Here is an 11652-nt window from a genome sequence, read left to right on the forward strand (position 1 = left end):
CCACTTTTTATTAATCTTTAAACTCTTCGTAGTCCCGGGTAGCTGCTTCCAGGTCAAATTTCAGACTTTGGTCAGAACCGTTATGTTGAACTATTTTTTCAAAATAATCGCCAAATTTGTCCAGAGTATTAATCAAACTGTTGGTTGCAGTTTTTCCCAGTCCGCATCGGCTGGTATTTCTCATAAGCACTCCCCACTCTTTCAGCTCATCAATATCATTTCTATTTGCCACACCGTTTCTGACCCTCTCCAGTTTTCGCTCGATAATAAAATTTCCTGCCCGGCAGGGTGTGCATATTCCGCATGATTCATGTTTATAGAAGTCGGCATAGTTCAGCAGAATGGTGATAATATCCCGGCTTTTATTATAAACGGTCAGCGCCCCTCCGCACCGGATATGCTGAACAAAAAAGTCTGAAAACAGTGCAAAAGGCTGATCCTGTTCATCAAGTGTATGTACTGTGCCCGATGGGCCGCTTTCCTGGATAAAATAGGGGTCTTCCGCACCGCACTCCTGCAGCAGCTCTCTGAGAGTCATGCCCCACTCGATTTCATAAATTCCCGGATATTTACAATCTCCGGAAACGCTGATCACTTTTGTGCCGGGAGATTTTGGTATACCGTATGTCAGATACTTATCAGCCCCCATATTTATAATTCTGGCTGCTGCGCAAAATGTCTCTACATTATTTACGACAGTAGGCAGATTCAGAAACCCTTTTTGAACCGGGAAAAACCAGCGGGTACGGGGTTCACCTCTTTTACCTTCCGCCGATTCAAGCAGTGCGGTCTCTTCTCCGCAAACATAAGATCCGGCTCCCATCTGTATTTTTATATCAAAATGAAAATCTGTAATTCCCCCACAATTCTCTCCCAAGAGACCTTTATCTCTGTATAGTTTAATAGCTTGTTCAAGTCGTTGCTTTAACCATGTATATTCACCTCTCAGATAGATAAGCCCAAAAGATGCCCCGATAGTATAGGCGCAGATAATCATCCCTTCTATCATCGATTCGGGAACACGCTGCATCAGAACCCTGTCCTTAAAAGTACCCGGCTCTCCTTCGTCTGCGTTACATACCACAACCTTTTTTGTCTCTTTTTCATCTGCTGCAGCCTGCCACTTCATCCAGGTTGGGTAGAAAGCCCCGCCACGGCCGGCCAGTTTAGTCAATCTCAGAGCCTCAATCACACCTTCCGGTTTTATATCAGTAAGCTTTGAAATGGATTTACCTATTTTGAACTCCGAAAAAAATAAACTGGGCTTGTTTTCCGGTGTATACCGTAAATTTTCCTCAGGTTCATCACAGATCTCCTCAACAGGCACTCCCTTTTTCAATTGTGTGATGATCTCCCGCACCTTTAACGAATTCAGGTTTACAAACGGATGGAAATTTATAAGTGCTGCCGGTTCCTGGTCGCTTAATCCGATACACGGAGTTAAATAGAGTCCAAATGTCCCGGTTGGATCCGTTGAACCTACAGTGGCAGAGGTCTCCCGTTCAAATGCTTCAAGAATTCGTTTAAATCCCTTTATCTGGGATGTCATACTGTTATTGAGATAGATCACATACTTACCGGCAGGCTTTCTGTGAAAGAAGTGATAAAACGAGGCAACTCCCTCTACCTCTACTTCTGATATGTTATACTCTTTTGCAAGCGTTGTTACATCCGAATCTGAGATATAGTTTTTTGAGTGCTGAAAATCCCATAAACGATTCAGTATCTCTGTTCGGGGAGGAAGGGATATAAATTGCCTGAAATACTCTGAATTCATAGCATCGTAATTTTAGGATGTTTGAGACTTCAATCATTTGATTTTATCTCATTTCTGAATCGGTCCGATCCAAGTTATAATCCGATGGATTCAGAAATCATAGATACTTCGCTTGAACTTTATTCCCACCATTTTCCAAACGAAATCCTGACTGAATTTAAATCTCTTGCACTACACTGCTACTTCTTATTTATATATTAAGGTATTTTTATCTTATTTAATATTTATTTATGCCTCCCATGATTAAATTTTATCTTTTTTCATTCTCTTGACCGATTACCCAGGTAATACAACACAGCTGATCCGGATGGTAAATCCTTAATACAAATTTCTACTTGTTCTAATCTGTACGAACCTCAATTGCCACTTCATCTCAAAATATTAGTTAACAGTTTAGCAAATGCGAGGCAATAACTCGCCCGTTGCCTGGGCCAACACTCTCCTGCCTCCGATAGCACTGTGGAGTACAACCTTACCCGGATGATCCTCTGTAACTTTGCCGATCGCGACTGCACTTGAACCATATTCCCATTTTCGTATCAGTTCAATACACTCTTCTGCGATTTCTGCATCCACAATAGCGACAAATAGTCCCTCATTGGCAACATAAAGAGGGTCCAAACCTAACATTTCGCATGCACCGGCCACTTCATCCTCTACCGGCAGCACCTTTTCATTTAGCTGAATGCCCTTACCTGTTTGTTCTGCAATTTCATTCAATACGTTTGCAACGCCACCCCGGGTCGGATCGCGCATCAGGTGGATTTGGCTGCCAAAAGTATCGATCAGTTCAAGACAAATCCGGTGTAACGGACGGGTATCGCTATTTAATTTTGTCTCAAACTCCAATCCGTTTCGTTTGCTCATGATCGTGATACCATGCCGAGCCATGGATCCGCTTAGCAATACTGCATCACCCTTTTTGATCCGGTTCATTCCCATTTTCGACTTCGAGTGCATCTCTCCTATACCTGTTGTATTGATAAATATCTGATCCCCTTTTCCTTTCTCCACGACTTTGGTATCACCCGTAATAATTTTGACATCTGCTTCTTCACATGCATCTCGAATGGAGTGTAGAATCTGCTGAAAAAGTTTCATCTCCAATCCCTCTTCAAGAATAAATGAGAGTGACAAATATTGTGGCTTAGCTCCGCTTACTGCAAGATCATTGACCGTTCCATTCACTGCCAGATCGCCAATAGTTCCTCCCGGAAAAATTAACGGAGATACCACAAATGTATCCGTACTGAACGCTGTCTTTCCATTCAGTTGAATAGTTGCCGCATCTCCCTGTTCACGCAGCCATTCATTATCCAGCAGAGAAAACACGCCGCTTTTCAGTAAATTTTGGGTCAGTTTCCCACCTCCTCCGTGTCCAATAGTAATGGAATCAAACTCATTGACAGGAGCAGGACAGTTCAGCTCTACTTTTACAGATTTATTCATAGACTTTACTCTGTTGATTCCTGGGTTGCATAATTATAATAAGCTGCGCAAGCACCCTCACTGCTAACCATTGGTGCTCCAAGCGGTTTTTCAGGTGTACACCCTTTGCCAAAATGGGGACACTCATGTGGTTTTATTTTCCCTTTCATTACATCCCCCGACAGACATCCGCTATCTTCAGAAATTCTCTCTTTCAGTGGCCCAAATTTAAGTGTGGCATCATAATCCCTATATTTTTGAGCCAAAAAAAGGCCACTCATTGGTATTTCACCGATTCCACGCCACTCCCGGTCACGATATTCAAACACGGATTTCACCAGGTCAACAGCTTGCCGGTTACCGTCTTTTCCCACGACTCTTTTATACTGATTTTCCAGCCTGTATTCTCCATTCTCAAGCTGAGATACCACCATGTAAATTCCTTCAAGCAGATCCACCGGTTCAAAACCTGTAACAACAATGGGCATTTTCCATTTTTCAACCAGTGGCACGTACTCACTCAAACCCATCACCGTGCAAACATGTCCGGCAGCCAGAAAACCATCCACTTTTGTATCCGGATCCGACATGATTGCTTCCATCGCCGGCGGTACCATTACGTGGGCACTCAAAACAGTGTAGTTTTTCAATTTTTGTCTGTACGCCTGCTCCACAGATAGCGCATTGGCAGGAGCCGTTGTTTCAAAGCCTACCGCAAAAAAGACGACCTCCCTGTTCGGGTTTTGTCGTGCAATAGAGACCGCTTCAAGCGGAGAATAGAGAATTCTGATATCGCCACCCTTGGCACGGGCTTGCTGCAGGCTGAGTGTGCTTCCGGGAACCCGGAGCATATCTCCATATGAGCATAAAATCACATCATGTTCCAATGCAAGTTCTACAGCTTTATCAATCAATGAAACGGGTGTGACACATACCGGGCACCCGGGTCCATGAATCATTCGGATTTGGTCGGGCAACATCTGAAGCAATCCATGGCGGACAAGGCCGTGGGTTTGTCCGCCACAAACTTCCATTATATTCCATGGCTTCGTTACACACTTTCTGATCTTATTAAGAAGTGTTCGTACAATTTCTTCGTCACGGAATTCTGACAGGTATTTCATATTACTCTCCGTAACCGCCCGGCTCAGGGTTTAACTCATCCAGCTCACCCATTTCCTTAAGATACCTCAGGGTTTCGATGGCTTCGTTCTCATCAACCTTGCTTAATGCCACTCCAACATGTACAAGTACATAATCATCTACCCCAATTTCGGGCAAAAAGCAAAAATTCACTTCCCTGATGATACCACCGAAGGAGACTTTACCGGGCCGGTTTGTAGGATCTTCGGTAGTTTGCAGTTCAACAACTTTACCCGGGATGGCAAGACACATTAGCTGACCTCTCGTTTGAAATTTATCGGTTTGAAATCTTTTTTATTCCGTTTGGCGCAAGTTTAACTTTTCAGTTCGATGTCTGCATTGATCAGGTAATTCCTAACATTGCAGTAAAAACCGTCAACTCTTGTTGAAATGAAATAACCCTCTATTTTATATTCTTTTCTCTTTGAATCTGTTCTATATATTAATAATACAAAAAAATGGTTGGTATTCATCAGCAATCACAGGCTTATGTAATATATTCGGGCTGAATGTCCACAACTGTTCCTGTTTTTTTGAGCTGTAATTTTAGTTGTTAAAACAATCTATCAGAATTCGAAATCATGATTCCCGAAACCCTCAAAAACCGTTTATCTGAAGATTATGATATTGAAATCCTAAATGTCAGGGCAGTTTCGGGTGGCAGCATCAACCGGGCGGCGAAGATCTCCACAAACCGGGGTGATCTGTTTCTGAAATGGAACAACAGTGCGCCGGATGACTTTTTTGAGAAAGAAGCTGACGGACTAAAACTTTTGGGTTCAGCCGGAACCGCACTTCGTATTCCAAAGGTACTTTCATCAGGTAAACCTGAAAACGGCATGCCCGGCTATCTTTTGATGGAATTTATCGAAGAAGGACGAAACGGCGACTCATTTGAATTCGGCCGTAACCTTTCAAAATTGCACCAAACCGGCACCGATCAGTTCGGACTTGAAACCGATAACTATATCGGGAGCCTGCCCCAAAGCAATCGCCGGCATGATGAGTGGATCGACTTCTTTGTGGAAGAGCGGATCAACCCGCAAATTGAGATGGCTGTGGATTCCGGTAAACTCGACAACGGTATTCTTCAAAACTGGGATCGACTTGCAGGGAAACTGAATGAAATCTTCCCGCCGGCTAAACCCTCTCTTCTTCACGGCGACCTCTGGGGAGGGAACTACCTGTTTGATTCATCCGGGAGCGCCGTACTGATCGATCCCGCGGTCTACTACGGTCACCCCGAAATGGACCTTGCGTTCACCAAAATGTTCGGCGGATTCTCACGTGATTTTTATGAGGGATACGAGTCGGAATCACCTCTCGAATCCGGTTTTTCAGAACGCGTGCCCATCTACAACCTCTATCCTCTGCTGGTACACGTAAATCTCTTTGGCGGACATTATATCACTCAATTTCAGAGATTTATGAACAAATATTAACCGAAATTCTTAATTATAAAAGCCTCTCGACCTTTTGAGCCACTATTTTTGGCCGCCGTTGAAAAATCTATACAAATGTTTACAAAAAATTCTTCTTGTCATTATCTAGAATTTCACTTTACACCATTGTTAATCAAGTAAGGAGATGCTGAATTAAGTTCAGCGTGACGTTTTTTTTAATCCCCTGCCTGGTACAGAAATAATTTCGGCTTTTCTCCATCAACGGAAAACTCGATGAAACCGCCTGGCGACAAACCCAATGGACCGATCCCTTTTAGATATCCAGGGAGATCAGCTTCCCGCTCCCAGATTTGAAACCAGGGCCAAAATGCTTTGGGATGACGAATATCTCTATATCGCTGCCCAACTGGAAGAACCCCATCTTTGGGCTACTATTGAAAAGCGGGATGCGATCATCTTTCAGGAAAATAACTTTGAAATTTTTATTGATCCGGATGGCGACACACATAACTATTACGAACTGGAAATCAACGCTTTGGAAACGTTTTGGGATTTGATGCTCACTAAACCCTATCGAAACGGTGGGCGTCCGATAAATGCATGGGATATTAAAGGGCTGAAGATTGGAGTTAATCTGCTCGGAACTTTGAATGATCCATCGGATACAGATGAAGGCTGGGCGCTTGAAGTTGCCATCCCGCTTGATCTGTTAAATCAAACCATTCGGCGTAACCAACCGCAAGACGGATCTCTGTGGCGTCTCAATTTCTCAAGGGTTGAATGGCATACCGATATCGAAAACGGAGCCTATGTAAAACGAACAGATCCTAAAACTGGCAAGCCTTTTCCGGAAGATAATTGGGTTTGGTCCCCACAAGGAGTCATTAATATGCACCTGCCGGAACGATGGGGCATTATTCAGTTTTCAGATCAACCGCCACGTGGCGAAGCGACTTTTTCTCAATCATCAGATTTGAAATATGAGTGGATTCTGAGAGAGTTGTATTATCGCCAAAGGGATTTTCGTCGTGAGCATGGAGAATACTCTGAAGATTTATACCAGCTGCAAGCATCCGATCTTTTTGAGGAACTTAACGTTCAGCCTGAAATTCAGATCATCGTTCTGGATAATTCTTATCTGATGAGTCTCACAGCCGAGGAGTTAAGTCATACGTTTTATATCCGCGAAGATAGTAAAGCGTGGAAGGAGTTGAAGAATTGAAAAAGCAAAATCTCCCCTCTTGAGAGGGGACAGATGGCAGAGCATTTAGCGGAGGCATCAGGGGTGTGTTCACGGTATGCAATCACGAAACACACCCCTCGTCATACTGCTAAACGCAGTCTGACTTTTCCCTCTCAAGAGGGGAATTCAAATACAATCCTTATTAACGAAAAATAACCCACCACCATGAACAGAAAATCATTTCTCAAGAAAGTTGGAACCGGAACAATTGGCCTCACCGCATTACAGACAATGCCTTTTCAAGTAGCAAATGCATTCCAGGGGCGAAAATGGAATTCACAAAACTACGCATGGATCTCCAATCACAATGGAACAGATGATGAACTCCGAACTCGCCTTGAACTCATGAAAAACGCCGGGCTGGATGGGATTCTTCCGTCGGGTCAGTATGAAAAGTGGATTCGTCTGGCTGAAGAGTTTGATCTCGATGTTCACGCTTGGTTCGTAACCCTTCAACGGGGCGGCGATGACTGGCTGATCGAAAATCACCCCGAGTGGTTTATGGTGAACCGGAATGGAGAATCATCCGTCGATAACCCTGCTTATGTAGATTATTACAAATGGCTCTGTCCAACAAGGCCTGAAGCGCAGGAATACATCCTCAACAAAGTGGATGAGATCCTGAAGATCTCAGAAATCAAAAGTGTGCATCTGGATTATATCCGCTACCCCGATGTGATTTTGCCGATCCAGTTGCAGCCTGGTTATGGAATTGTCCAGGATAAAGAGTATCCGCAGTACGATTACTGTTTCTGTGATACGTGCCGGAGCAAGTATGAGAGTTTGTATGGCAAAGACCCGATGGATCTCGAAAATCCAACCGAGCACGATACCTTCAGTCAGTTTCGATACAACCAGGTTACGCATCTGGTAAACAGAGTGGCCATGAAAGTCCACGATCATGGAGTGAAATTAACAGCCGCTGTTTTCCCCACACCTGATATCGCGAGATCCCTCGTTCGCCAAAACTGGCCTGACTGGAATCTCGATGCCGTCTTCCCGATGCAGTACAACCACTTTTATCACAAACCGGTGAGCTGGATTGGGCAAGCCGCCGCAGAGGCGAGAAGAGAATTGCCAGCCACAACAGAAATGTACAGCGGACTTTATGTACCGGAAATGACTCCCATCGAAGTTTCCCAAGCCTATGAATATGCAATGGAAAATGGTGCGAATGGAATCTGCATCTTCTCAGATCACAGCATGACACAAGAGCATTGGGATTATCTGAGCCGGGTGTTACAAAAAGGCTAAATGTACAACGGGCAGCTTGCCCGTTACTGATCAATTCAGAACAATCGAAATATGAGGAATAGGATACCTGACTTCAGTTCAATATCTAAACTCATGGCCTTCAACTGAACAACTGTTCACTGGGCCGGAGAAGCTCTCCGGCGTACAACGGGCAGCTTGCCCGTTACTGATCAATTCAAAACTACCGATACGTGTTGGTCAGGTTACCAGCCTACAGTTCAAGATCTAAACTCATGTTCTTCAGCAGAACAAAGATTAGAGCCGGAGAAGCTCTCCGGCGTACGACAGGGAGTCAGCCGTATCTTGTTGAAGTAATAATACAAAAACCTCCAAGGTTTCCTTTGAGAATTAGCAATCAATAAGCTTATCTCCTCTCTTTTCATTATAAAAACCTTGGAGGTTTCAGACCGGACAAGCTGTCCGGCGTACTTTTTTTTCTTACTTTTGAATGGAATTAAACTGACACCATCCCCTTCAAATATGAAAATAATTAAGGCATTATGTATACATCTCTGAAAGACAATTTGCGTGAGGAATTGGACCAAATCAAGAAAGATGGACTCTACAAAGAAGAGCGGGTTATCACAACTCCCCAGGGTGCCGTGATTCAAACAACTCAAGGCAAGGAAGTCATCAATTTTTGTGCGAATAATTATTTAGGACTTTCCTCTCATCCACGGGTGATTGAAGCTGCGAAAAAAACGGTTGATGAATATGGATATGGAATGTCCTCCGTGAGATTCATCTGCGGAACGCAAACCATTCATAAAGAGCTGGAAGCCAAAATTGCCGAATTTTTGGGGATGGAAGACGCCATTCTCTACGCCGCTGCGTTTGATGCCAACGGCGGTGTTTTTGAACCGCTTTTGGGACCGGAAGATGCCATTATTTCTGATCAGCTCAATCACGCATCCATCATCGATGGTGTTCGATTGTGCAAGGCTCAGCGATATGTGTACAAACACAACGACATGAATGATCTCGAAGAGAAACTGAAAGAAGCCTCCGATACCCGAACCAAAGTGATTGCCACCGACGGCGTTTTCTCGATGGACGGCACCATCGCTCAGCTGGATAAGATTTGTGATCTGGCTGAAAAGTATGATGCTTTAGTGATGTCCGACGAATGCCACGCCACCGGATTTGTTGGAAAAACCGGCCGCGGCGTTCATGAGTATCGGGATGTGATGGGACGAATCGATATCATTACCGGAACGCTGGGTAAAGCACTTGGCGGAGCTTCCGGCGGGTTTACCGCATCGCACAAGGAAGTGGTTGATATGCTGCGACAGCGATCACGTCCCTATCTCTTTTCAAACACCCTCGCGCCGGCCATTACCGGAGCCTCGATAGAAGTACTGAATCTGCTGAGCGAAACAACCGAACTCCGTGACAAACTGGAAACCAACACAACCTATTTCAGAGAACAGATGACCGACGCCGGGTTCGACATCAAACCAGGCTCGCATCCCATCGTGCCGGTCATGCTCTACGAAGCCAAACTGGCCCAGGATTTCGCCGAAAAACTTCTTGAAAAAGGAATTTATGTGATCGGATTTTTCTATCCAGTTGTTCCCAAAGGCGAGGCCCGAATTCGTGTTCAACTTTCCGCGGCGCATGAGAAAAAGCATCTGGACCAGGCTGTGGAGGCGTTTTCGGAGATAGGCAAGGAACTTGGGGTGATCAGTTAGCAGTAGGCAGTAGGCAGTAGGCAGTAGGCAAGGTTAATAAATGGTACTTTATTATGTCTTCGAGTTTTCGGAATTCGCCAAATGTTAAATTGACAGTTGACAATAGGCAATTGACAAATCCCCGAATGATAAGCGAATAATTATGGCTTCTAACTTTAGAGATCTGACGGTTTATAAAAAGGCATACTCTTTAGCGATGGAAGTATTTGAGGTTACAAAATCATTCCCGAAAGAAGAAACATATGCATTGACCGATCAGGTCAGAAGATCATCTCGTTCTGTTTGTAGAGCTATAGGTGAAGGATATCGAAAAAGGCAGTATCCAAAGTATTTTGTAAACAAAATGAGCGATGCAGACATGGAAAATACTGAAACTCAAATATCACTCGATTTCGCTGAATCTTGCGGATACATTCAACCAGAATTGAATCTGAAACTTCGAGAAAAATCAGAAGAGGTGGGAAGGTTGTTAAATCACATGATACAATACCCCGAAAAGTACAGAAGAAAATCGGGTTCGTGATGACAACAATTTGTCAACTACCTATTGCCTACTGTCAACTTCTAATGAACTGGGAAAAGACTCAAAACGATTTTAATTTTAAAAACACAAAATGAGCAAGATATTAATCACCGGCGCCTGCGGACAACTCGGGAGTGAACTTACCTCCGAACTTCGGCGAATTCATGGAAATAATCAGGTAATTGCATCTGATATTTCTGAACCAAATGACCGGCTTGGCGAAGGTCCATTTGAGCACCTGGATGTGACAGATGAATCGAAGAATTAAAGAAATTGTCGACAAATATGATGTAAAGATCATCTATCATCTCGCCGCTCTCCTCTCTGCCAGTGCAGAGAAAAATATCTATCTCGGGTGGAAGCTCAACGTTAACGGACTGCTGAATGTGCTTGGAAGTGGCCAGGGAAAAATCAGTCGATAAGATCTTCTGGCCAAGTTCCATTGCTGTTTTTGGGCCGGATGCCAAAAAGGAAGGCACACCTCAAAACAGCGCCTGCAATCCAACAACCGTTTACGGAATCAGCAAGCTGGCCGGGGAGCAGTGGTGTGCGTATTATCACAGAAAATTTGGGGTGGATGTTCGGAGTCTTCGGTATCCCGGTTTGATTGGGTACAAAGCGATGCCCGGAGGCGGCACGACGGATTACGCTGTAGACATCTATCACAAAGCAATTAAAGGCGAGACTTTTGATTGCTTTCTCGAAAAAGACACCAAACTCCCGATGATGTACATGCAGGACGCCGTGAAAGCGACAATCACTCTGATGAATGCTCCGTCTGAGAAGATTTCGATTCGAACCAGTTACAATGTTTCTGCCATCAGTTTTTCACCTGAGGAGATTGCCGAATCGATCAAGCAAAAAATTCCCGGATTCGAGATTCAATACAATCCCGATCACAGACAGGAGATCGCAGCCACCTGGCCGGACAGTATCGACGACTCCAAAGCGCGCGAGGACTGGAATTGGAAACCCGGTTATAATCTCGAAAAAATGACGGATGATATTATTAAAACATCTGCCAGAATTTTGGGATCTGGAAGTGCCGGATACGGTTCGGTAAGTTAAGAGAAAGAAATCCCTCCTCGAGGAGGGTGGCTGAAATTTGTGCCTTTGAAATTTCAGACGGGAGGTGTTTTCAGGAATCAATGAAAGCAACACCCCTCAGATCCATTAGATGAATTATTCAC

Annotated in this window: 12 protein-coding genes; 8 read left to right on the forward strand and 4 right to left on the reverse strand. The window is 44.2% G+C overall.

The window, feature by feature from the left end; translation table 11 throughout:
* Positions 1 to 10: 10 nt before the first annotated feature.
* From U5K72_01295 to U5K72_01310, 4 genes are all read right to left on the reverse strand, one after another.
* A complete protein-coding gene (locus tag U5K72_01295) occupies positions 11 to 1777 on the reverse strand; it encodes an NAD(P)H-dependent oxidoreductase subunit E (GenBank protein ID MDZ7717436.1) in 1767 nt (588 codons plus the stop codon).
* A gap of 393 nt (positions 1778 to 2170) precedes the next feature.
* Positions 2171 to 3226, reverse strand: coding sequence for a hydrogenase expression/formation protein HypE (gene hypE, locus U5K72_01300; GenBank protein ID MDZ7717437.1), 1056 nt, complete (start codon positions 3224 to 3226; stop codon positions 2171 to 2173).
* A 5-nt stretch (positions 3227 to 3231) separates the two neighbouring features.
* Positions 3232 to 4329 (reverse strand): hydrogenase formation protein HypD, encoded by a 1098-nt coding sequence (hypD, locus tag U5K72_01305; protein ID MDZ7717438.1) that lies wholly within the window; start codon positions 4327 to 4329, stop codon positions 3232 to 3234.
* 1 nt (position 4330) lies between these two features.
* Positions 4331 to 4600, reverse strand: a complete 270-nt coding sequence (locus tag U5K72_01310) for a HypC/HybG/HupF family hydrogenase formation chaperone (protein ID MDZ7717439.1) — start codon at positions 4598 to 4600, stop codon at positions 4331 to 4333.
* 329 nt (positions 4601 to 4929) lie between these two features.
* Here U5K72_01310 and U5K72_01315 point away from each other — a divergent pair, with 329 nt between their 5' ends.
* From U5K72_01315 to U5K72_01350, 8 genes are all read left to right on the forward strand, one after another.
* The gene (locus U5K72_01315; protein ID MDZ7717440.1) at positions 4930 to 5790 is read left to right on the forward strand and encodes a fructosamine kinase family protein; all 861 of its coding nucleotides are present in this window, start codon (positions 4930 to 4932) and stop codon (positions 5788 to 5790) included.
* Between the two features lie 259 nt (positions 5791 to 6049).
* Entirely contained in the window at positions 6050 to 6973 is a 924-nt protein-coding gene (locus U5K72_01320) for a carbohydrate-binding family 9-like protein (GenBank protein MDZ7717441.1), read from the forward strand.
* A 186-nt stretch (positions 6974 to 7159) separates the two neighbouring features.
* Positions 7160 to 8248, forward strand: a complete 1089-nt coding sequence (locus U5K72_01325; GenBank protein ID MDZ7717442.1) for a family 10 glycosylhydrolase — start codon at positions 7160 to 7162, stop codon at positions 8246 to 8248.
* 500 nt (positions 8249 to 8748) lie between these two features.
* Entirely contained in the window at positions 8749 to 9939 is a 1191-nt protein-coding gene (kbl, locus tag U5K72_01330) for a glycine C-acetyltransferase (protein ID MDZ7717443.1), read from the forward strand.
* 142 nt (positions 9940 to 10081) lie between these two features.
* On the forward strand, positions 10082 to 10462 hold the full coding sequence (locus tag U5K72_01335) for a four helix bundle protein (GenBank protein MDZ7717444.1): 381 nt from the start codon (positions 10082 to 10084) through the stop codon (positions 10460 to 10462).
* 91 nt (positions 10463 to 10553) lie between these two features.
* Positions 10554 to 10730, forward strand: a complete 177-nt coding sequence (locus U5K72_01340) for a hypothetical protein (GenBank protein MDZ7717445.1) — start codon at positions 10554 to 10556, stop codon at positions 10728 to 10730.
* Positions 10714 to 10884, forward strand: a complete 171-nt coding sequence (locus U5K72_01345; protein ID MDZ7717446.1) for a hypothetical protein — start codon at positions 10714 to 10716, stop codon at positions 10882 to 10884. Before U5K72_01340 ends, U5K72_01345 begins: the two co-directional genes overlap by 17 nt.
* A complete protein-coding gene (locus tag U5K72_01350; GenBank protein ID MDZ7717447.1) occupies positions 10859 to 11530 on the forward strand; it encodes an NAD-dependent epimerase/dehydratase family protein in 672 nt (223 codons plus the stop codon). The genes U5K72_01345 and U5K72_01350 overlap by 26 nt, the downstream gene beginning before the upstream one ends.
* Positions 11531 to 11652 lie beyond the last annotated feature (122 nt).

The sequence above is a fragment of the Balneolaceae bacterium genome (genome assembly GCA_034521495.1).
Lineage (GTDB): Bacteria > Bacteroidota > Rhodothermia > Balneolales > Balneolaceae > Rhodohalobacter.

Coding starts and splice junctions, on each gene's coding strand:
- U5K72_01295 (MDZ7717436.1), bottom strand. CDS start 1,777: ATGAATTCAGAGTATTTCAGGCAATTTATATCCCTTCCTCCCCGAACA.
- hypE (MDZ7717437.1), bottom strand. CDS start 3,226: ATGAATAAATCTGTAAAAGTAGAGCTGAACTGTCCTGCTCCTGTCAAT.
- hypD (MDZ7717438.1), bottom strand. CDS start 4,329: ATGAAATACCTGTCAGAATTCCGTGACGAAGAAATTGTACGAACACTT.
- U5K72_01310 (MDZ7717439.1), bottom strand. CDS start 4,600: ATGTGTCTTGCCATCCCGGGTAAAGTTGTTGAACTGCAAACTACCGAA.
- U5K72_01315 (MDZ7717440.1), top strand. CDS start 4,930: ATGATTCCCGAAACCCTCAAAAACCGTTTATCTGAAGATTATGATATT.
- U5K72_01320 (MDZ7717441.1), top strand. CDS start 6,050: ATGGACCGATCCCTTTTAGATATCCAGGGAGATCAGCTTCCCGCTCCC.
- U5K72_01325 (MDZ7717442.1), top strand. CDS start 7,160: ATGAACAGAAAATCATTTCTCAAGAAAGTTGGAACCGGAACAATTGGC.
- kbl (MDZ7717443.1), top strand. CDS start 8,749: ATGTATACATCTCTGAAAGACAATTTGCGTGAGGAATTGGACCAAATC.
- U5K72_01335 (MDZ7717444.1), top strand. CDS start 10,082: ATGGCTTCTAACTTTAGAGATCTGACGGTTTATAAAAAGGCATACTCT.
- U5K72_01340 (MDZ7717445.1), top strand. CDS start 10,554: ATGAGCAAGATATTAATCACCGGCGCCTGCGGACAACTCGGGAGTGAA.
- U5K72_01345 (MDZ7717446.1), top strand. CDS start 10,714: ATGAATCGAAGAATTAAAGAAATTGTCGACAAATATGATGTAAAGATC.